Below are 21,643 nucleotides of genomic sequence, written 5' to 3' on the forward strand. Positions count from 1 at the left end.
GGGCCTGGTGGGCGAGGAGCGGTTCGGGGAGTTCGTGCTGGTGCGGCGGCACGGGGAGGAAGGGGTCGTCGAGCTGGTTCTGGACCGGCCCAAGGCGATGAACGCGGTCTCGACGGAGATGGCGCGGTCGGTGGCGGCGGCGTGCGCGGCGCTGGAGGGTGACGGGGGCGCGCGGGTCGTCGTGGTGACCTCCACGCATGAGCGGGCCTTCTGCGTCGGGGCGGATCTGAAGGAGCGGAACTCCTTCAGCGACGCGGATCTGGTCCGGCAGCGGCCGGTGGCTCGGGCGGCGTACACCGGGGTCCTGGAGCTGCCTATGCCGACGATCGCCGCGGTGCACGGGTTCGCGTTGGGCGGAGGGTTCGAGCTGGCGCTCGCCTGCGACTTGATCGTGGCCGACGGTACGGCGGTGGTGGGGCTGCCGGAGGTGTCGGTGGGGGTGATTCCCGGGGGCGGGGGGACGCAGCTGCTGCCCCGGCGGGTGGGGGCGGCCCGGGCCGCCGAGCTGATCTTCACCGCGCGGCGGGTGGAGGCGGAGGAGGCGTACCGGCTGGGGCTGGTGGATCAGCTGGTGCCGGCGGGCGAGGACCGGTCCGCCGCGCTTTCTTTGGCGGGGCGGATCGCGGCGAACTCGCCGGTGGGGTTGCGGGCGGCGAAGCGGGCGTTGCGGCTGGGGCAGGGGTTGGATCTGAGGGCGGGGCTGGAGGTGGAGGACGCGGCGTGGCGGTCGGTGGCGTTCTCGGAGGACCGGGCGGAGGGGGTGGCGGCGTTCGCTGAGCGGCGGGCGCCTCGGTGGCCTTCGGCGAGTTAGCGGTTTTTGTCTGCGGGTGGGGTGGGGGCGGGCGTTTTTGCGCAGTTCCCCGCGCCCCTGAAATGCCTGCGGCGGCCCGCTCGGCTTCGGTGGGGGCGTGCGTAGCGCGTGCCGTCCGGTGGGTGGGTCGGTGCCGGGGTGGGGGGTATCCGTCCTCGGTCCGGCGGCTCGGTCACTTTGAGATGTGCTCGGTTCCGGACGCCGGCCGCTGCGGGCGGACACCCCCCACCCCGTCCCCTTTGCGCCGTGGGCGACTGCAACTCCCTAGGGGCGCGGGGAACTGCGCGACCAGCCACGACGGACCCGCACCCGCCGAACAACCGAACCCGCATTCTCGAACGGCCCAACCACACCCCGGCCCCCGCCCAAAACCTCCCTAACCTGGAGCGATGGGTGAGGACATCCGGCTGGCCGCGGTCGTCTCGTTGGCGCAGGGCATGGCGGCGGCCCACGGCTCGCGGGAGGCGTGGCGGGCCGCTGCCGGTGGGGCGTGCCGTGCGCTCGGGGGGAGTTTTGCCGCGCTCTCGGTGTGGGAGCGGGAGCTCGGGCGGCTCAGGGTCCTCGTCAATGTCGGGGATCGCGTGGCCGGCGAGGAGGAGTTCCCCGAGGGGGAGGCCTACCCGGTGCACCAGTTCCCCGAGATCACCGAGTTCCTGCACGAGCGGTGGGCCGGGGGTGGGGAGCCCAACGCGTGGGTGGAGACGGCGGAGGGGCCCGCTGCGGGAGGCCGGCCGGGGTATGTGCATCAGCGGGTCGCCGCCCTGCGCCGTAGGGGGAGGGGGTGTTGTGTCGTCGCGCCGATCGTGCTGAACGGGCGGGCGTGGGGGGAGTTGTACGTGGCCCGGCCCGTCGGCGCCCCGCTGTTCGGGCGGGAGGACGCCGACTTCGCCACCGTGCTGGCCGCCGTCGTCGCCGCCGGTATCGCCCAGGCGGAGCGGCTGGAGGAGGCCAGGCGGCTCGCGTTCACGGACGCGCTGACCGGGCTCGCCAACCGCCGGGCCGTGGACATGCGGCTGGACGAGGCGGTCGAGCGGCACAAGAGGGACGGGGTCGTGGTGAGTCTCGTCGTCTGTGATCTCAATGGGCTCAAGCGGGTGAACGACACTCAGGGGCATGCCGTGGGCGACCGGCTGCTGGAACGTTTCGGCTCGGTGCTGTCGCTGTGCGGGGCCATGCTGCCGGGGGCGCTCGCCGCGCGGCTCGGCGGGGACGAGTTCTGTCTGCTCGCGGTCGGGCCCGACGCCGACGACGTGGTGCGGGCCGCCGGCGAGCTGTGCCGGAGGGCGGGGGAGCTGGAGCTGGGGGAGGGCGTGGCGTGCGGAGTCGCCTCGACCGCGGATCCCATCGGACCCGTGCGGTCGGCCCGGCGGCTGTTCCGGCTCGCCGATGCCGCGCAGTACCGGGCCAAGGCCGAGCGGGCCACGACACCGGTGGTGGCCGGGCGGGGCGGGGCCGAGGACCCGGTCGTACGGCTGGCGGACACCGCGCCCGCCGAGGCCTCGCCGGAGCGTCGGCGGTTCCGGGGGCGGCCCACCTGAGAGGTCGGGGACGGTAAGGGGCGTAACCCCGGCCCAGTAGTGACATCCTCGAATTCAATGCGTACGCTCCTGAATATGGATATGCACACTGTGGTGGTGGGGACGTCCGGGGTCACCGCGTCCGACGTCCTTGCCGTGGCGCGCGGCGGCGCCCGGGTCGAGCTCTCCGGGGAGGCGGTCTCGGCGCTGGCGGCCGCGCGCGGGATCGTGGACGCGCTCGCGGCCAAGCCCGAGCCCGTCTACGGCGTCAGCACCGGCTTCGGCGCCCTGGCGACCCGGCACATCAGCCCGGAACTCCGGGCCCAGTTGCAGCGCAACATCGTCCGCTCGCACGCCGCCGGAATGGGGCCGCGGGTGGAGCGGGAGGTCGTACGGGCGCTGATGTTCCTGCGGCTGAAGACCGTCTGCTCGGGACGCACCGGGGTGCGGCCCGAGGTCGCGCAGACCATGGCCGACGTGCTCAACGCCGGGATCACGCCGGTCGTGCACGAGTACGGCTCCCTCGGGTGCTCCGGTGATCTCGCGCCGCTGTCGCACTGTGCCCTGACCCTGATGGGGGAGGGGGACGCCGAGGGCCCCGACGGTGTCGTACGGCCTGCCGGGGAACTGCTCGCCGAGCACGGGATCGCTCCCGTCGAGCTGCGGGAGAAGGAGGGGCTCGCCCTTCTCAACGGCACCGACGGCATGCTCGGCATGCTGGTGATGGCCCTCGCCGACCTGGACATGCTCTACAAGTCCGCCGACATCACCGCCGCGTTGAGCCTGGAGGCGCTGCTCGGCACCGACCGGGTGCTCGCGCCCGAGCTGCACGCCATCCGGCCGCACCCGGGGCAGGGGGCCTCCGCCGCCAACATGCTGGCCGTGCTGGAGGGTTCGGAGCTCACCGGGCATCACCAGGACGACGCGCCCCGCGTCCAGGACGCCTACTCCGTGCGCTGCGCGCCGCAGGTCGCCGGGGCCGGGCGGGACACCATGGCCCATGCGCGGCTGGTGGCGGAGCGGGAGTTGGCGTCGGCCGTCGACAACCCCGTGGTGCTGCCCGACGGCCGTGTGGAGTCCAACGGCAACTTCCATGGCGCGCCCGTGGCGTACGTGCTCGACTTCCTCGCCATCGCCGTCGCCGACCTCGCGTCGATCGCCGAGCGGCGGACCGACCGGCTGCTCGACAAGAACCGGTCCCACGGGCTGCCGCCGTTCCTCGCCGACGACGCCGGTGTCGACTCCGGGCTGATGATCGCCCAGTACACCCAGGCCGCGCTGGTCAGCGAGTTGAAGCGGCTGGCCGTACCGGCGTCCGCGGACTCGATCCCCTCGTCCGCCATGCAGGAGGACCACGTGTCGATGGGGTGGTCGGCCGCGCGCAAGCTGCGCACCGCCGTCGACAACCTGACCCGGGTCCTCGCCGTCGAGCTCTACGCCGCCTCGCGCGCCGTCGAGCTGCGCGAGGGGCTGCGCCCGGCACCGGCGACCCAGGCCGCCATCACCGCCGTACGCAAGGCGGGTGTCGAGGGTCCCGGTCCCGACCGGTTCCTGGCACCGGACCTCGCGGCCGCCGACGTGTTCGTGCGGGAAGGACGGCTGGTGGAGGCGGTCGAGGCCGTCACCGGACCGCTGCGCTAGACAGCGACCAGGGCCCCTGCCGTACGACCGCGGCGGGGGCCCTCGGTGTCATGCGAACTCGGCCATCTGCGCGTCGAGCGCGGCGAAGGCCATCGACTGGTCGACTGGTCGCCCTTGCCGGAGGCTTTGCCCGCGGCGGATCATGAAGGGCCGACCAAGAGAACGTCAAGCGCGTTTAAAAACCGAGGCGTTCCCGGCGTACCGAGTAGACGACGAAGCCCGCACCCAGCGTGAGGAACAGGGTGCCGCCGACGACGTACGGCGTGGTGTCGATGCTGCCGGTGTCGGCGAGTTCGGCGCCGTTCCCGGTCGTCTCCGCGCTCGTGGTCGTGACCCGCGCCTGCGCCGTGGCCTGCACGGACGGCTCGGTTCTGACCGGCTTGTCCTGGGTCGCGTTGGCGGACGGGACGAACCAGAGGGCACCCAGGAGGGTCCCCGCGGCGGTGGCGGTCAGCAACGGACGGCGAACGGATGACACGGAATATCGATCCCCTTGTGGCACTGGCGAATTGGCCGTGTGGGGCGATGTTAGTGAAAGACGCGGGTCACGGGAAAGTCACGGGAGCGACGGGCCGTACTCTCCGGGCATGAGCACTGAAGAGACATCACGCTTTGTACGGCTTCGGGTGGAACTCGTCGTCGAGGTCGACGACCAGGACGCCCTCAGCCGGGCCGCGCTGGAGCGGATCGCGGAGGATCCGGACATGCCGGACGAGGAGCGGGCGCACGCCGAGGGTGCTGTGACAGAAGACACTGCCGAGGCCCTCGCCTATCTCGTGGACCCGTTCGACCTGGTGGGAGAGGTGCCCGGGGTCGAACTGGCCCAGGCCTCGTGGAGCAGTGAGCAGATCGACTACGACCCGGATTCGCCGGACTGGGACCTCGACGGGGATGATGTCGAGGAGGACGACGAAGAAGAGGCTGCCGGCTGAGCGCGCCCAGGGAACGACTGACCCCGGGTGGCAACCGCCGCCCGGGGTTTCGTCGTCTCAGGAGTCGCACGAACCGACAGACGCACCCTCGGCCGCAGCGGACGTGGTGTGCCCCACACCTTCCGAGAAGGTGGAACGGGACGAACCGGTCGTAGCGTTTAGGTTCATTGACGGGGACCCTCGGGGTTTCTGGGGATTCGGCAACGATGGAGAAGCGTGTGATGACGGTCAGCAAGCGGCGCAGGGGCCTGACGGTCGCGTCCGCACTGCTCGGCGGGGTACTGGTGCTTTCCGCCTGTTCTTCCGGTGGCGACGACTCCTCGTCGGGCAGCGGCGGCGGCGACACCTCGCAGGCCAAGGCCGACGAGGCGGCGGCGAAGAAGAGCTCCAAGGCCGAGATCAAGATCACGCCCAAGGACGGCACCGACAACGCCTCCATCAACAACTCCGCCGCCGTCACCGTGAGCAAGGGCACGCTCACCGACGTGACGATGACGACCGCCGACGGCACCAAGGTCGCCGGCCAGCTGTCCGCGGACAGGACCAGCTGGAAGCCCGACGCCCAGCTGGAGCGCTCGACGACCTACAAGGTCGCCGCGGAGGCCAAGGACGCCGACGGGCTCGCCGCCCACGAGAACGCCTCCTTCACGACGGTCTCCCCGGCCAACAGCTTCATAGGCAACTTCACGCCGGAGAACGGCTCGACGGTCGGCGTGGGCATGCCGGTGTCGATCAACTTCGACAAGGCGATCACCAACAAGGCGGCCGTCCAGAAGGGCATCACCGTCTCCTCCAGCAGCGGTCAGGAGGTCGTCGGTCACTGGTTCAACGCCAACCGCATCGACTTCCGCCCCGAGGACTACTGGAAGGAGAACTCCACCGTCACGCTGAAGCTCGCGCTCGACGGGGTGGAGGGTGCCAACGGGGTCTACGGCGTCCAGCAGAAGACGGTCACCTTCAAGATCGGCCGCAACCAGGTCTCGTACGTCGACGCCAAGACCAAGCAGATGAAGGTCACGCAGAACGGCCAGACGATCAAGACGATCCCGATCTCGGCCGGCTCGCCGGAGAACAAGACGTACGAAGGCGTCATGGTGATGTCCGAGAAGTTCAAGGAGACGCGCATGAACGGCGCGACCGTGGGCTTCACCGACGACGACGGCAAGGGCGAGTACGACATCAAGGACGTGCCGCACGCCATCCGGCTCACCAACTCCGGCACCTTCATGCACGGGAACTACTGGGGCGCCAAGTCCATCTTCGGCTCCGTGAACACCAGCCACGGCTGCGTGGGCCTGTCCGACACCAAGGGCGCCAACGACACCGGCACCGCGGCGTACTGGATGTACACCCACTCGATCGTCGGTGACGTCGTGGTCGTCAAGAACACCGGCGACAAGACGGTGGCCCCGGACAACGGTCTCAACGGCTGGAACCTGAGCTGGGCCGACTGGAAGGCGGGGTCGGCGGTCTGACGCCGAGCGCTTCGCAGAACGCCGTACAACGCGCTCGCCGCCCTCACGGGTGGCGGGCGCGTTTCTGCGTCTCGGGCCGAGCGCAGCCTCAACTCCCCCTGAATCCGGCGGTCTTGTAACAGACTTTGCTGTCGGCGAGTTTTCTGTTGAACGTCGTGATCACCCCTCGGCATACTGCGGGCACCGGGGGGTGCACGTACATGCGTGCGAAACTCCCCCCGCCCGGGTGAACGGGGAATTCACCCGGTCCTTCTGCAAGGGGGAAACTTGCGCAGACAAGTGAAAAAGGCATGCGCGGCCACGATCGCCACGGCGGCCGCGGTAGCGCTCGCGGCGGGAATGACCAGCCCCGCCTCGGCGGACGCGCAACAGACCGCGAGCGTCTCGCGGTCCGGCAAGGCCCAGCTCACGCCCCACCACCGCATCACCCTGATCACCGGTGACCGTGTCGTCGTGGACGCCAAGGGCCGCGTCGTCGGCCTGGAGCCCGCGAAGGGGCGCGCGCACATACCGGTGCAGCTCCGCAAGGCCGACGGCCACACCTATGTGCTGCCGTCCGACGTCGTCCGCCTGGTGTCGAGCGGCAAGCTCGACCAGCGGCTGTTCGACGTCACCGAGCTCAACAAGGCCGCCACCCGCAAGTCCCAGGCCAAGGGACTGAAGGTCATCGTCGGCTACCAGGGCGCGGCGAGCGCCGCCAAGGCCGACGTACGGGACGCGGGCACGCTCCGCCACTCCCTGGCCTCCCTCAACGCCGACGCGGTGCAGACCCCGAAGGACGACGCGCCCGAGCTGTGGGACGCGGTCACCAACGGCGACAAGACCGCCTCGGGTATCGCGCACGTGTGGCTCGACGGTGTCCGCAAGGCCAGTCTGGACAAGTCCGTGCCGCAGATCGGCGCTCCCAAGGCGTGGGCGGCCGGTTACGACGGCAAGGGCGTCAAGATCGCCGTCCTGGACACCGGTGTCGATGCGACCCACCCGGACCTCAAGACCCAGGTGATCGCCTCGAAGAACTTCTCGACCTCCGCGGACGCGACCGACAAGTTCGGTCACGGCACGCACGTCGCGTCCATCGCGGCGGGCACCGGTGCCAAGTCGGGCGGCAAGTACAAGGGCGTCGCGCCCGGCGCCAAGATCCTCAACGGCAAGGTGCTCAGCGACGACGGCTACGGCGACGACTCGCAGATCCTCGCGGGCATGGAGTGGGCGGCCGAGCAGGGCGCCGACGTCGTCAATCTCAGCCTCGGCGGCGGCGACACCCCGGAGATCGACCCGCTGGAAGCCGAGGTCAACAAGCTCTCGGAGACCAAGGGCATCCTGTTCGCCATCGCGGCCGGCAACTCCGGTCCGGAGTCCATCGGTTCGCCGGGCAGCGCCGCCTCCGCCCTGACCGTCGGCGCGGTCGACGACAAGGACAAGCTGGCCGACTTCTCCAGCACCGGCCCCGGCCTCGACGGGCAGATCAAGCCCGACGTGACCGCGCCGGGTGTGGACATCACCGCGGCGGCCGCTCCCGGCAGTGTCATCGACAAGGAGGTCGGTGAGAAGCCGCCGGGCTACCTCACGATCTCCGGTACGTCGATGGCGACTCCGCATGTCGCGGGTGCGGCGGCGATCCTGAAGCAGGAGCACCCCGACTGGGGTTACGCCGAGCTGAAGGGCGCCCTGACGGGCTCGACGAAGGGCGGCAAGTACACGCCGTTCCAGCAGGGGTCGGGCCGTATCCAGGTGGACAAGGCCATCAAGCAGTCCGTCATCGCGGATGCGGTGTCGGTGAGCTTCGGTACGCAGCTGTGGCCGCACACCGACGACAAGCCGGTCACCAAGAAGCTGACCTACCGCAACCTGGGCACGAAGGACGTCACTCTGAAGCTGGCGTCTACGGCGACCAACCCGAAGGGCCAGGCCGCTCCGGCGGGCTTCTTCAAGCTGGCCGCGACCACGGTGACGGTTCCGGCGGGCGGCACGGCCTCCGTCGATGTCACGGTCAACACCAAGCTGGGCGGCACCCTCGACGGCGCCTACTCGGCGTACGTGACGGCGACGGGCGGCGGTCAGACCGTGCGCACGGCCGCCGCGGTGCAGCGCGAGATCGAGTCGTACGACGTCACGCTGAACGTGCTCGACCGTGACGGCAAGTTGACCAAGAACTACGGCGCCGACCTGTCGGGCGTCTCCGGCCTCGGCAGTGGCAGGTGGTTCACGCCGTACGACGCGGACGGCTCCGTCACCGTACGAGTGCCCAAGGGTGGCTACATCCTCAACTCCTCCACCTTCGTGGACCCGGAGGACGCCACCAAGGGCACCGACTGGCTGGTCCAGCCGAAGCTGAACGTCACCAAGAACACGACGGTGACGCTGGACTCGCGCAAGGCCAAGCCGGTGGACATCACCGTGCCGGACGCGGCCGCCAAGTCGGAGTTCGCCATGCCCGGCTTCCAGATCGACACGGCCGACGGCGGGTTCGGATACGGCTGGTTCCTGGACACGTACGCGGGCTTCCGTACCGCGCACTTCGGCCCGCAGGTGACCGACGGCTCCCTCACCCAGCAGTTCGACGGGCACTGGAGCAAGGGCGCCACCGAGCAGTACGACACCGTGGCCGGCGGCAAGGTCAAGCAGTTCCCCACCGGTTACACCAAGCACTACAAGGCGAGCGAGCTGGCCAAGGTGAAGGTCGGCCTGGGCGCGGCGGCGAGCGGCAAGAAGGGCGCGGTCAGCGCCACGGGCTGGCTGCCCGGCTCCTTCTCGGGCTCCTCGATCAACTTCCCGCAGGCCCTGCCCAGCACCCGCACCCTGCACCTGTCGACGGTCAGCGGTGTGAAGTGGGGCCTGTCGTTCGAGCAGTACAGCGGGGTCGCCCCGGACGGCTTCCCGATCAGCGACGCGTACTACACGGTCGGCGCTCCGCTGTCCTTCCAGGGCGGCAAGTCGTACGCGAAGACCTTCAACACCGCGGTCTTCGGCCCGCGTCTGGGCGCCGACTACGGTCTCTACCGCAAGGGCAACGAGATCTTCGGCTCCCTGCCGCTGTTCGCGGACGGCCAGGGCAACCCCGGTTCCTCGGAGTTCACCTCGGTGAAGACCACGCTGTACAAGAACGGCGTCAAGGTCGGCTCCAACGACGACCCCCTCTTCGGTGAGAAGACCTTCAAGGTCCCGGCGGGCAAGGCCGACTACAAGCTGACGACCTCGGTCAAGCGCAGCGTCAAGGTCGCGGCGGCCTCCACCCGGATCGACGCCAGCTGGACGTTCGCGTCCAAGAAGACCGGCGACCTCACCAAGCTGCCCGCCTCCACGGTCCGCTTCAACGCGGCCACGGGTCTGGACAGCAGGGTCGAGGCCGGCAAGACGGTCAAGATCCCGGTGACGGTCGAGGGTGCCGCCAAGGGCTCGAACCTGAAGTCCCTGTCGGTGTACGTGTCGTACGACTACGGCCAGACCTGGAAGAAGGTCACGGTCACGGGCGGCAAGATCACCGTGAAGAACCCGGCGAAGGGCAAGGCCATCTCCTTCCACGCCAAGATCGCCGACAAGAAGGGCAACAAGTCGACGATCTCGATCTACAACGCGTACTACGGGAAGTGAGCCGTAGGGAGCGGTAGTTGAGGGCCCGCCGGAAGCACACCGCTTCCGGCGGGCCTTTCCCGTGCGATGGGCCTTTCCTGTGCGGCGGGCGCGGCGGGTGCGGCGGGCGCGACGGGTACGGCGGGGCCTGCGGGGCCCGCCCCGTGCCCCGCCGGTCTGACAGCCCCGTGACGGCTCGTCCCCGGCTCGCGGACAGGCTTCTCATGCAGCTCTTATAAGGGGCTTAGCGAGTCATCACGCGTCGTACCTAGCTTGCGGGCATGTTCTTCACCTACCTGAGGCGCGAGCTGCGCCGCCGCAGAAAGGCGGCCCTCGTCGTCGCCTCCGGGCTCGCGCTCGGGATCGCGCTGGTCATCGTGGTCAGTTCCGTGTCGTCCGGCATGGGGAAGGCCCAGGACAAGGTGCTCCAGTCCCTCTACGGGCTGGGCACCGACATGACCGTCACCAAGGCGGCCCAGCCGCAGGCCGACTCCTCCGACCGGCCGCGCTTCCGGTTCGACGCGCAGGACAACGGCTCCGACGCGGAGCAGAGCAGCGACCGTGTTCTGGTGCAGGGCTTCGAGACCCTGCCCACCTCCACCGTCACCAAGGTCGACCAGCAGTCCGGTGTCTCCGACGCGGTCGGCGGGCTGAGCCTCCAGGTCATCAAGATCAACGGCCAGTTCACCCGGGGCGAGTTCCAGCAGAACGGCAACGGCGGCGGCGAGGGCGGCTTCCGCCGCGGCGGCGGTACCGGCGAGCCGCAGGGTGAAGTGCGGGGCGGCGGCGCGAACTTCGACGTCAACAACTACTCCGTCTACGGCACGGACGTCACCCGGCCGGCCCTCGGCCCGCTGACCTCCTCCAAGCTCACCAGCGGCCGTACGTTCAAGTCGACCGAGACGAACGCCAAGGTCGCCGTCCTCGACTCCGCGTACGCCAAGGAGAAGAAGCTCAAGGTCGGCTCCACCCTGACCATCAAGAGCGTCAAGTTCACGGTGATCGGCATCGCCACCGCGGACAGCGGGGACGCGGCCGCCAACGTCTACATCCCGCTCACCCAGGCGCAGACCCTCAGCGACTCGAAGAACAAGGTCACCACGATCTACGTCAAGGCGACCGACTCCCAGAAGATCGACTCCGTCAAGTCGTCGATCCAGAAGAACATCTCGGGCACCACGGTGACGACCTCGGCGGACCTCGCGAGCACGGTGTCCGGATCGCTGTCCACGGCCTCCTCCCTGGCGTCCAACGTCGGCAAGTGGCTCTCCATCGCCGTCCTGGTCGCCGCGTTCCTCGTGGCCGGTCTGCTCACCTCCTCCGCCGTCTCGCGCCGGGTGCGGGAGTTCGGCACGCTCAAGGCGCTGGGCTGGAAGTCGGGGCGGGTGACCCGGCAGGTCGTCGGCGAGGCCATGGTCAACGGACTGCTGGGAGGCGTCCTGGGCATCGCCCTGGGCCTCGCGGGAGCGTATGCGGTGACGGCCATCAGCCCCACGTTGCAAGCCCAGTTGGGCGGCGGGGGAGGCGGCGGTGCCGGTGGTGGGGGCGGGTTCGGCGGCTTTGGCCGGCGGGCTGCCGCCAGGACGCTGGACGTCTCCCTCAGCGCTCCGGTCAGCCTGACGACCGTCGCGATCGCGGTCGGTCTGGCGGTGGCCGGTGGTCTCATCGCCGGGGCGTTCGGCGGGTGGCGGGCGTCGCGGCTGCGGCCGGCGGACGCGTTGCGGCGAGTCGAGTAGCGGACGTCGGCTGTGGTGCCGGTGCGCCTATGGATGTGCCTCGCCTTGTGGTCGCGCGGGTGCAGGTGCGCCTATGGATGTGCCTCGCCTTGTGGTCGCGCGGGTGCAGGTGCGTCGTGGCTGGTCGCGCAGTTCCCCGCGCCCCCAGGTGGGTTGCAGCTGGACGTGCCTGGCCCGCACCCACTCAGGGGCGCGGGGAACTGCGCGGCAAACCCCCACCGACCCGCGGCCGAACACGAACCCAGACCCATACCCAGGAGCTCACCGTGTACGAACTGAGAAACGTCACCAAGCGCTACTCCCGAGGCAAGGACACCGTCGACGCGCTCGCCGGGGTCGACCTCACCATCGCCGACGGGGACCGCCTCGTCATCCAGGGCCCCACCGGCGGCGGCAAGTCGACCCTCCTCCAGATGCTCGGCGGTCTCGACAAGCCCACCGAGGGCGAAGTCGTGCTGGACGGCACCGACTTGGCCAGGCTGTCGGAGGCCAGGCTCACCAAGGTCCGCAGCGAGAACATCGGCTTCGTCTTCCAGTCCTTCAACCTGATCCCCACCCTCACGGCCCAGGAGAACGTGGAGACCGCCCTCGTACCCCTCGGCGTGAAGGGCAAGGAGCGCAGGGACCGGGCTGCGGAGGCGCTCACCTCCGTCGGGCTCGGGGAGCGGCTCGCGCATCTGCCCTCCGAGATGTCCGGCGGACAGCAGCAGCGGGTCGCCATCGCCCGGGCCCTCGTCAAGCAGCCGAAGGTGCTCCTCGCCGACGAACCGACCGGCAACCTCGACGAGTCGATGCGCGACGAGATCATGGACGTGCTCGAACGCATGTGGAAGGAGCTGGGATTGACCTTCATCATGGTCACCCACGACTCCGCGATCGCGAAGAAGGCCCCCCGTCTGGCGACCATCCGCAAGGGCCGGATCACCGTGAAGGAGAACGCGGCGACCTGAGCACGAGGCCTCAACTTGCCCTGAATCCGGCAGTCTTGTAACAGACTTTGCTGTCGGCGAGTTGTCTATTGAACGATGTGATCACCCCTCGGCATACTGCGATTCCGGGGGGTGCACGCGCAGGTGTGCGAGACCACCCCCGCCCGGGTGAACGGGGAATTCACCCGGTCCTTCTGCAAGGGGGAATCTTGCGCAGACAAGTGAAAAAGGCATGCGCGGCCACGGTCGCCACGGCGGCCGCGGTAGCGCTCGCGGCGGGAATGACCAGCCCTGCCACGGCGGACGCGCAGCAGGGGGTGGGCGCGTCGAAGTCCGCCGGTGCCGCCCTCACCGCGAAGCACCGCATCACTCTGATCACCGGTGACCGTGTCGTCGTCGACGCCAAGGGCCGGGTCGTCGGCCTGGAGCGGGCGAAGGGGCGCGAACACATACCCGTGCAGATCCGCAAGGTCGACGGCCACACCCTCGTGGTCCCGGGCGACGCGGTCCGCATGGTCGCGAGCGGCAAGCTCGACCAGCGGCTGTTCGACGTCACCGAGCTCAACAAGGCCGCCCTCCGCAAGTCCCAGGCCAAGGGGCTGAAGGTCATCGTCGGCTACCAGGGCGCGGCGAGCGCGGCCAAGGCCGACGTACGGGACGCGGGCACCCTGCGGCGGACCCTGAAGACGCTCAACGCGGACGCCGTCCAGACGCCGCAGAAGGAAACGCCCGAGCTGTGGGACGCGGTCACCAGCGGCGACAAGACCGCCTCGGGTATCGCGCACGTGTGGCTCGACGGTGTCCGCAAGGCCAGTCTGGACAAGTCCGTGCCGCAGATCGGCGCTCCCAAGGCGTGGGCGGCCGGTTACGACGGCAAGGGCGTCAAGATCGCCGTCCTGGACACCGGTGTCGATGCGACCCACCCGGACCTCAAGACCCAGGTGGTCGAGTCCAAGAACTTCTCCGCCGCGGCCGACGCGACCGACAAGTTCGGTCACGGCACGCATGTCGCGTCCATCGCGGCGGGCACCGGCGCCAAGTCGGGCGGCAAGTACAAGGGCGTCGCGCCCGGCGCCAGGATCCTCAACGGCAAGGTCCTCGACGACACCGGCTCCGGTGACGACTCCGGCATCCTCGCCGGCATGGAGTGGGCCGCAGCGCAGGGCGCCGACGTCGTCAACCTCAGCCTGGGCGGCGGCGACACCCCGGAGATCGACCCGTTGGAGGCGGAGGTCAACAAGCTCTCCGCCGAGAAGGGCATCCTGTTCGCCATCGCGGCCGGCAATTCCGGTCCGGAGTCCATCGGTTCGCCAGGCAGCGCGGACGCCGCGCTCACCGTCGGCGCCGTCGACGACAAGGACAAGCTGGCCGACTTCTCCAGCACCGGTCCCCGCGTCGGGGACGGAGCCATCAAGCCGGACGTCACCGCGCCCGGCGTGGACATCACGGCCGCAGCGGCCAAGGGCAGTGTCATCGACCAGGAGGTCGGTGAGAAGCCGCCGGGCTACCTGACCATCTCCGGTACGTCGATGGCGACTCCGCATGTCGCGGGTGCGGCGGCGATCCTTAAGCAGGAGCACCCGGACTGGGGTTACGCCGAGCTCAAGGGCGCCCTGACCGGGTCCACGAAGGGCGGCAAGTACACGCCGTTCCAGCAGGGTTCGGGCCGTATCCAGGTGGACAAGGCCATCAAGCAGACCGTGATCGCCGACCCGGTGTCGGTGAGCTTCGGTACGCAGCTGTGGCCGCACACCGACGACAAGCCGGTCACCAAGAAGCTGACCTACCGCAACCTGGGCACGAAGGACGTGACGCTGAAGCTGGCGTCGACGGCGACCAACCCGAAGGGCCAGGCCGCTCCGGCGGGCTTCTTCAAGCTGGCCGCGACCACGGTGACGGTTCCGGCGGGCGGCACAGCCTCCGTCGACTTCACCGTGAACACCAAGCTGGGCGGCACGCTCGACGGCGCCTACTCGGCGTACGTGACGGCGACCGGCGGCGGCCAGACCGTGCGCACCGGGGCCGCGGTGCAGCGCGAGATCGAGTCGTACGACGTCACGATCAAGCACATCGGCCGTGACGGCAATCCGACCGCCGACTACAACACCATCCTCTACGGCTACTCGGGTCTCGGCGAGGGCCGCGGCTTCCAGGTGACCGTCGCGCCGTCCGGTACGACGACGATGCGCGTCCCCAAGGGCAACTACCTGCTGGACGCCTGGATCGCCAAGGACTTCGTGAACTTCGAGGGCGGCGTGGACTGGCTGGTCCAGCCCAAGCTGAGCGTCACCAAGAACGTCTCGGTGACGATCGACGCCCGCAAGACCAAGACGTCCGACATCACCGTCCCGGACGCGCAGGCCAAGCAGCAGCTCGGTGTGATCGGCTACAACTACGACGCGGCCGGCATCGGCTTCAGCATCGGTCTCAAGTCCTTCGAGGGCGTCCGCGTGGCCCCGCTCGGCGGCGAGGTCTCCGGTCTGCACCAGACCTGGAGCGGTCAGTGGACCAAGGGTGACCAGGCCGAGTACGACGTGGCAACCACCGCCGACGTCAAGAAGATCCAGGGCGACAAGGTCCGGCACTTCAAGGCCGGTGAGCTCGCCACCGTGAAGAACAACCTCGGCTCCGGTGTCTCCGGCAAGACCGGCGCGATGTCCGTGATGGGCTTCTTCCCGACCGACTTCACCCTCGGCATGGCGTTCGAGCAGAAACTGCCGAGCACCCGCACGCTGTACCTGTCGACGGTCGACAAGGTCAAGTGGATGTACGACCTGTCGCAGTACAAGGGCAAGGACGCGGACGGCTTCCCGATCACGGAGGCCTACTACACCCTGGACGACGCGCAGACCTTCAAGGCCGGCCAGAAGTACACGAAGACCTTCAACACCGCGGTCTTCGGCCCGCACCTGAACAAGTACTACGGGCTGTTCCGCTACGAGAACGCGATCTACGGCATTGTGCCGCTGTTCGCCGACGGTGCCGGCCACGCCGGTTCCTCCGACTTCACCGCGGTCAGCACCAGCCTGTACCGCAACGGCGTCAAGGTCGGCACGAACGACGACCCGCTGTTCGGCGGCAAGGAGTTCACGGTCCCGTCCGGCGAGGCCAAGTACAAGCTGACCACGTCGGTCAAGCGCAGCGTCAAGGTCGCGGCGGCCTCCACCCGCATCGACGCGAGCTGGGAGTTCAAGTCCAAGAAGCCGACCGGCGACAACGCGGCCACCCTCCCGGCCTCCATGGTCCGCTTCAACGCGAAGACGGGCCTGGACAACCGGGTCGAGGCCGGCAAGACGGTCAAGATCCCGCTGACGGTCGAGGGCGCCGCCAAGGGCTCGAACCTGAAGTCCCTCTCGGTGTACGTGTCGTACGACTACGGCCAGACCTGGAAGAAGGTCACAGTCAAGGACGGCCAGATCACCGTGAAGAACCCGGCGAAGGACAAGGCCATCTCCTTCCACGCCAAGATCGCCGACAAGAAGGGCAACAAGTCGACGATCTCGATCTACAACGCGTACTACGGGAAGTGACCTGTAGCGAGCGTTAGATGAGACGCCCGCCGGAAGCACTGCTTCCGGCGGGCGTCCGTGTTTGAGTGGCCGTATGACCACAGAGACCGTCGAGTACATCCGCTACCGCATCCCGGAAGACCGCTCGGCGGAGTTCCTGTCCGCCTACACCCACGCCTCGGCCAAGCTGGCGGCGGCCCCGCAGTGCGTCGACTACGAACTCGCGCGCTGCGAGGAGGACTTCGAGCACTACGTCCTGCGCATCACCTGGACCTCGACCGAGGACCACCTGGAGGGCTTCCGCAAGTCGGAGCTGTTCCCGGACTTCCTCGCCGACATCCGGCCGTACATCGAGAACATCGAGGAGATGCGGCACTACAAGCCGACGGCGGTCCGCGGCCGGGGCGCCGCCGTCCCCACGCTGTTCGCCTGGGCGGGCGGCGCGGAGGCCTTCTCCCGGCTCACCACGGTCTTCTACGAGAAGGTCCTCGCCGACGACCTCCTGGCCCCGGTGTTCGAGGGCCTGGCCCCGGAGCACGCCGAGCACGTGGCGCTCTGGCTCACCGAGGTCTTCGGCGGACCGCCCGCCTACTCCGAGACGCAGGGCGGACACGGCCACATGGTCGCCAAGCACATGGGCCGCGGGATCACCGAGCCGCAGCGCCGCCGCTGGCTCAACCTCATCCAGGACGCCGCCGACGAGGCCGGCCTGCCCACCGACCCGGAGTTCCGCTCGGCGTTCCTCGCGTACGTGGAGTGGGGCACCCGTCTCGCGGTCCACTTCTCGGGCCCGGACGCGAAGCCGCCGGCGGAACAGCCGGTTCCTGTGTGGTCGTGGGGGGCGGCGCCGCCGTATCGGGGATGAGGGGGAGTGGGAGGGGGAGCGGACCTTGGTGCGCTGCCCGGTGTTCAGGGGCGCGCCGACTCCCCCGCCCGGGTCGCGTCCGCGCCCCAGCTGGCCAGGAGGCGGAGGGCTTCCGCCGAGGGGGAGCCCGGTTCCGCGTGGTAGGTGATCAGGGCCTGGTCGGTGCCGTCGGACAGGCGGAAGGACTCGAAGTGCAGGGCCAGGTCGCCGACCAGCGGATGCCGGAGCCGCTTGACGCCGTAGGTCTTCTCCTTGACGTCGTGCGTGGCCCACAGCCGCCGGAACTCCTCGCTCTTCAGCGAGAGCTCACCGACCAGCGTGGACAGCAGCGGGTCGTCGGCGTGGCAGCCGGCGTCCATCCGCAGATAGCTGACCATGTCGTACGCCTTCTGGTCCCAGTCCACGAACAGCTCGCGGTACTCCGGCTTCAGGAACACCAGCCGGGCCCAGTTCCGCTCCTCCACCGGCAGCTCCGACCAGTCCCCGAAGACCGCCGCCGCCATCCGGTTCCAGGCGAGGATGTCCGACCGGCGCCCCGAGACGTACGCCGGGACCTCGATCGAGTCCAGCAGCTGCCGCAACGGCCCGCGCACCTGCTCGGTCCGCGCGCCCGCCTTCTTCTTGTGCTGCTTCGGCCTCGCCAGATGCGTCAGGTGCGCCGACTCGGCGTCGCTCAGCCGCAGTGCGCGGGCGATCGCGTTCAGGACCTCCGCCGAGACGTTGCGCCCGTTGCCCTGCTCGAGGCGGGTGTAGTACGCCACGGAGACGCCCGCCAGCTGCGCCAGCTCCTCGCGCCGCAGCCCGGGCACCCGGCGGTGCCGCCCGAACTCCGGCAGCCCCACGTCCTCCGGCTTCAGCCGGGCCCGCCGGGTGCGCAGAAACTCGCTGAGCTCGGCACGCCGGTCCAGTGAGCCGCCTCCGGTGCGTTCCTCGGCCATCTCGTCCATACGTCAAGTATTCACGGTCGTACGCACACGATCCTGTCCCCGCCAGTAGTAGGCACAGCGAACGTAGGCTGAGCGGTGACCTGGGTGGATGCCGGTTCTCCGGGCACGCTGTACATCGTGCCCGGACGGATGGAACACGACAGAAGGCAGCCGGGCGCGCACCCCCCCCTTCGAGGAGAACCACCCTCATGACCACTGTTGCCGCATACGCCGCCCCCGCCGCCAAGGCTCCCCTGGAGCGCACCACCATCGAGCGCCGGGCGGTCCGCGAGCACGACGTCCTGATCGACATCAAGTTCGCCGGTATCTGCCACTCCGACATCCACCAGGCCCGCGAGGGCTGGGGCGAGGCCATCTTCCCGATGGTCCCGGGCCACGAGATCGCGGGCGTGGTCTCCGAGGTCGGCGCCGGTGTCACCAAGTTCAAGGTCGGCGACCGCGTGGGCGTCGGCTGTCTCGTCGACTCCTGCCGTGAGTGCGAGAACTGCAAGGCCGGCCTGGAGCAGCACTGCACCGGCGGCAACGTCGGCACGTACAACGCCGTCGGCAAGGACGGCGAGCCCACCTACGGCGGCTACTCCGAGAAGGTCGTCGTCGACGAGAACTTCGTGGTCGGCATCCCCGAGGGCCTGTCCCTCGACGAGGCCGCGCCGCTGCTGTGCGCCGGCATCACCACGTACTCCCCGCTCAAGAAGTGGGGCGCCGGCCCCGGCAAGAAGGTCGCCGTGATCGGCCTGGGCGGCCTCGGCCACATGGGCGTCAAGATCGCGCACGCGCTGGGCGCCGAGGTCACCGTCCTGTCGCAGTCCCTGCGCAAGAAGGACGACGGCCTGAAGCTGGGCGCCGACCACTACTACGCGACCAGCGACGAGAACACCTTCAAGGAGCTCGCGGGCACCTTCGACCTGATCCTCTCCACGGTGTCGGCCCCGCTGGACTTCGGCGCGTACCTCGGCCTGCTGAAGGCGGGCGGTGCCCTGGTGAACGTGGGTGCCCCCGAGGAGCCGATCTCCCTGAACCTCTTCTCCCTCATCGGCGGCAGCAAGATCCTCGCCGGTTCGATGATCGGCGGCATCGCCGAGACCCAGGAGATGCTGGACTTCTGCGCGTCGCACGGCCTCGGCGCGGAGATCGAGCTGATCGCCGCGTCCGAGATCAACGAGGCGTACGAGCGGGTCGTCAACAGCGACGTGCGGTACCGGTTCGTGATCGACACGGCGACGATCTGACACCGACCGCTTGAGCGGAGGGCCCTGGCGAGCTGCCGGGGTCCTTCGGCGTAGGGCGGCCGGCGGGTTCGTCGGCGTACGGCGGCCGACGGGGTTCTTCGGCGTAGGGCAGCCGACGGGGGTCCTTCGCCTTACGCGAGGGTCTTTCGCCGTACGGCGGGGTCTTTCGCCGTACGGCGGGGCCCTTCGCCGTGCGGCCGTCGGCGGGCTCCCTGCGAGTAGGCTTTTCGCGAGGAGGCGCTGTCACGCACCGTGGCTTCCGGGAGGCCCGCACGATGACCGTTCAGCTGAACCACACCATCGTCGCCGCTCACGACAAGCAGGCCTCGGCCCGCTTCCTGGCCGACATCCTGGGCCTGAGGGTGAGCCCGCAGTACGGCCCCTTCGTCCCCGTCGAGATCCCCAACGGCGTGACCCTGGACTACATGGACACGTCCGACGAGATCACGCCCCAGCACTACGCGTTCCTGGTCTCGGAGGACGAGTTCGACACGATCTTCGCGCGTGTGGAGCGGGCGGGACTGACGTACTGGGCGGACCCCTTCCACCACCGCCCCGGCGAGATCAACCGCAACGACGGCGGCCGGGGCGCGTACTTCGACGACCCGAACGGCCATCGGCTGGAGATACTGACGCGGCCGTACGGGAGCGGGTGATAGCGGACAGGGGCCAGCGGTAGGGGGCGGCGACGGCCGCCCCCACGCCTGCTGCCTTTCTACGGGGTGCCGTTGGCCGGGAACGTCCACACCGCGTGGCTGCCGGGCCCGACGGTGAGCGTGGAGTTGCCGATCCGCTCCACGTGCCGGTCCTTCACGGGCCGGTTCAGGGACATGGTGACCCGCTGCAACCCGGCCTGCGCGCGCGGCACGGCGTCGAGCCGGATCGTGGTGCCGCCGCCCTCCGCGACCACGCCCCCGCCGGTGACGGTCCGCACGGCGAACCCGCCGGCCCGCAGCAGCGGCACGGTGTCGGCGAGGTCGCCCTCGGTGACGGCGAGGTGGACCGAGGTGATGTCACGCATCAGGTGGTTGCGGTAGTCGTCGGAGAGATAGCGCTCCCTGCCGACGTCGCCGGGAAAGCTCGCCGGCTCGGTGTTGCTGCGGGGATCGGCGAAGTACTCCGGGCGGTACTCCATCGCCCAGGCCTGGAAGGCGTCGTACTCGGTGGCGGTGAGCAGGGCGTCGAACCACGGCACGGGCACCCCGTCACCGAAGTCCCGGGTCTGGAGGAACTCGATGGGGGTGGCGCCCTCGCTCTTCATCCGCTCGGCGACCGTGGCCAGGTCGCCGTCCCGTTCGGTCGACACGCCCAGTCCGGCGGCGCCGAGGGTGCCGTCCGGGCCGGGGAGGTCACCGACCCCGAACAGTTCCAGGTAGGTCTCGCGCCCCCGCAGATAGCGGCCGGTCCAGGTCTGCCCGCCGGAGCCGGTCGTGGTGCGGACCTCGAAGCTCGCGAAGTCCTTCAGGTAGTCGGAGCGCTCGATGGCATCGGCGGTCTCCCGGTCGAGCACGCCGTAGGAGTGGTTGTAGAACAGCAACTGCCGGTCATAAGAGGCTCCGCTTCCGCTTCCCTCGGCCTGGGCCGTGCCCACACCGCCCCCGACCGCTCCGACGAGGGTTACGGCGAGTACGACGATCATCCGTAATGTCCGACGAATCAGCATGCGGGGATCGTAGGACAGGGTGTTCGCGGCCGAACCTCCTTTTCGGCGGAGGCCGAATGATGGGGAGGCGGCGTTTGAGATGCCGTACGGCGGCACGTACGGCGGCACGGACGGTGGCACGGACGGTGGCACAGGGGGGCGGAATCGGCGGGACCCTTCCCGCGTTGAGCACAGTGGGCGTGGACTGCCGGTGAGATGTGGGCCGAGCGCCTCGAGTGACCGAGCGGACAGATATGGGAGGAGCGGCAATGGCTGCGCAGACGCAGAGGGCCGTGCTGGCGGGCGGATGCTTCTGGGGGATGGAGGAGCTGATCCGCCGTCTTCCCGGTGTGACGGCGACCCGGGTCGGATACACCGGGGGCGACGTGCCGAACGCGACGTACCGCAACCACGGCACCCACGCGGAGGCCATCGAGATCCTCTACGACCCCGAGCGGACCGACTACCGCACCCTCCTGGAGTTCTTCTTCCAGATCCACGACCCGAGCACCAAGAACCGCCAGGGCAACGACATCGGCCTCAGCTACCGCTCGGCGATCTACTACGTCGACGACGAGCAGAAGCGGATCGCCGAGGACACGATCGCGGACGTGGACGCGTCCGGTCTGTGGCCCGGCAAGGTCGTCACCGAGGTCGAGCCGGTCGGCCCCTTCTGGGAGGCCGAGCCGGAGCACCAGGACTACCTCCAGCGCTACCCCGACGGCTACACCTGCCACTTCCCCCGCCCGGGCTGGAGGCTGCCGGAGCGGGCGAAGGACTGAGGCGTAGGGGTGAGGCGCGGGACTGAGGCGTAGGGCTGAGGCGCGGCCTGACGCGCAG

Annotated in this window: 16 protein-coding genes; 13 read left to right on the top strand and 3 right to left on the bottom strand. The window is 69.5% G+C overall.

Annotated features, from left to right (window positions below):
• Window positions 1–7: 7 nt before the first annotated feature.
• The 3 genes from AQJ54_RS02635 (at window position 8) to hutH (ending at window position 3,969) form a co-directional block, all read left to right on the top strand.
• Window positions 8–811 (top strand): enoyl-CoA hydratase/isomerase family protein, encoded by an 804-nt coding sequence (locus tag AQJ54_RS02635; RefSeq protein WP_062234858.1) that lies wholly within the window; start codon window positions 8–10, stop codon window positions 809–811.
• 389 nt (window positions 812–1,200) lie between these two features.
• Window positions 1,201–2,349, top strand: a complete 1,149-nt coding sequence (locus AQJ54_RS02640) for a GGDEF domain-containing protein (RefSeq protein ID WP_062023772.1) — start codon at window positions 1,201–1,203, stop codon at window positions 2,347–2,349.
• An 81-nt stretch (window positions 2,350–2,430) separates the two neighbouring features.
• Window positions 2,431–3,969 (top strand): histidine ammonia-lyase, encoded by a 1,539-nt coding sequence (gene hutH / locus AQJ54_RS02645; RefSeq protein WP_062023774.1) that lies wholly within the window; start codon window positions 2,431–2,433, stop codon window positions 3,967–3,969.
• Window positions 3,970–4,144: 175 nt separating this feature from the next.
• Here the strand turns inward: hutH and AQJ54_RS02650 are convergent, their stop codons facing one another.
• On the bottom strand, window positions 4,145–4,426 hold the full coding sequence (locus AQJ54_RS02650) for an LPXTG cell wall anchor domain-containing protein (RefSeq protein WP_062023776.1): 282 nt from the start codon (window positions 4,424–4,426) through the stop codon (window positions 4,145–4,147).
• A gap of 130 nt (window positions 4,427–4,556) precedes the next feature.
• On the opposite strand from AQJ54_RS02650, the gene AQJ54_RS02655 reads away from it, so the two are divergent.
• From AQJ54_RS02655 to AQJ54_RS02685, 7 genes are all read left to right on the top strand, one after another.
• The gene (locus AQJ54_RS02655; protein WP_062233467.1) at window positions 4,557–4,901 is read left to right on the top strand and encodes a hypothetical protein; all 345 of its coding nucleotides are present in this window, start codon (window positions 4,557–4,559) and stop codon (window positions 4,899–4,901) included.
• Between the two features lie 206 nt (window positions 4,902–5,107).
• The gene (locus AQJ54_RS02660) at window positions 5,108–6,376 is read left to right on the top strand and encodes a L,D-transpeptidase (RefSeq protein WP_062023779.1); all 1,269 of its coding nucleotides are present in this window, start codon (window positions 5,108–5,110) and stop codon (window positions 6,374–6,376) included.
• Between the two features lie 279 nt (window positions 6,377–6,655).
• Window positions 6,656–9,967 carry a S8 family peptidase gene (locus AQJ54_RS02665; RefSeq protein ID WP_062233470.1) on the top strand — a complete coding sequence of 1,104 codons (3,312 nt, stop codon included), beginning with the start codon at window positions 6,656–6,658 and terminating at the stop codon, window positions 9,965–9,967.
• 260 nt (window positions 9,968–10,227) lie between these two features.
• On the top strand, window positions 10,228–11,682 hold the full coding sequence (locus tag AQJ54_RS02670; protein ID WP_062023783.1) for an ABC transporter permease: 1,455 nt from the start codon (window positions 10,228–10,230) through the stop codon (window positions 11,680–11,682).
• A 266-nt stretch (window positions 11,683–11,948) separates the two neighbouring features.
• Complete coding sequence (locus AQJ54_RS02675) at window positions 11,949–12,632, top strand: ABC transporter ATP-binding protein (RefSeq protein WP_062023785.1); 684 nt, start codon at window positions 11,949–11,951, stop codon at window positions 12,630–12,632.
• Between the two features lie 188 nt (window positions 12,633–12,820).
• Window positions 12,821–16,141, top strand: a complete 3,321-nt coding sequence (locus AQJ54_RS02680) for a S8 family peptidase (RefSeq protein WP_248845286.1) — start codon at window positions 12,821–12,823, stop codon at window positions 16,139–16,141.
• 73 nt (window positions 16,142–16,214) lie between these two features.
• Entirely contained in the window at window positions 16,215–16,985 is a 771-nt protein-coding gene (locus AQJ54_RS02685) for a group II truncated hemoglobin (RefSeq protein ID WP_062233475.1), read from the top strand.
• A gap of 44 nt (window positions 16,986–17,029) precedes the next feature.
• Here the strand turns inward: AQJ54_RS02685 and AQJ54_RS02690 are convergent, their stop codons facing one another.
• Window positions 17,030–17,932 carry a helix-turn-helix domain-containing protein gene (locus AQJ54_RS02690; protein WP_062233478.1) on the bottom strand — a complete coding sequence of 301 codons (903 nt, stop codon included), beginning with the start codon at window positions 17,930–17,932 and terminating at the stop codon, window positions 17,030–17,032.
• Between the two features lie 188 nt (window positions 17,933–18,120).
• On the opposite strand from AQJ54_RS02690, the gene AQJ54_RS02695 reads away from it, so the two are divergent.
• Window positions 18,121–19,161 (top strand): NAD(P)-dependent alcohol dehydrogenase, encoded by a 1,041-nt coding sequence (locus AQJ54_RS02695; RefSeq protein ID WP_062023793.1) that lies wholly within the window; start codon window positions 18,121–18,123, stop codon window positions 19,159–19,161.
• Window positions 19,162–19,436: 275 nt separating this feature from the next.
• Window positions 19,437–19,817, top strand: coding sequence for a VOC family protein (locus AQJ54_RS02700; RefSeq protein WP_062233480.1), 381 nt, complete (start codon window positions 19,437–19,439; stop codon window positions 19,815–19,817).
• A 59-nt stretch (window positions 19,818–19,876) separates the two neighbouring features.
• Here AQJ54_RS02700 and AQJ54_RS02705 read toward each other — a convergent pair whose 3' ends face one another.
• Window positions 19,877–20,800 carry a DUF5829 family protein gene (locus AQJ54_RS02705; RefSeq protein WP_062233483.1) on the bottom strand — a complete coding sequence of 308 codons (924 nt, stop codon included), beginning with the start codon at window positions 20,798–20,800 and terminating at the stop codon, window positions 19,877–19,879.
• 272 nt (window positions 20,801–21,072) lie between these two features.
• On the opposite strand from AQJ54_RS02705, the gene msrA reads away from it, so the two are divergent.
• Window positions 21,073–21,585 (top strand): peptide-methionine (S)-S-oxide reductase MsrA, encoded by a 513-nt coding sequence (msrA, locus tag AQJ54_RS02710; protein WP_030326696.1) that lies wholly within the window; start codon window positions 21,073–21,075, stop codon window positions 21,583–21,585.
• The last annotated feature ends 58 nt before the right edge of the window (window positions 21,586–21,643 follow it).

The sequence above is a fragment of the Streptomyces griseorubiginosus genome, assembly GCF_001514195.1.
Taxonomy (GTDB): Bacteria; Actinomycetota; Actinomycetes; order Streptomycetales; family Streptomycetaceae; genus Streptomyces; species Streptomyces griseorubiginosus.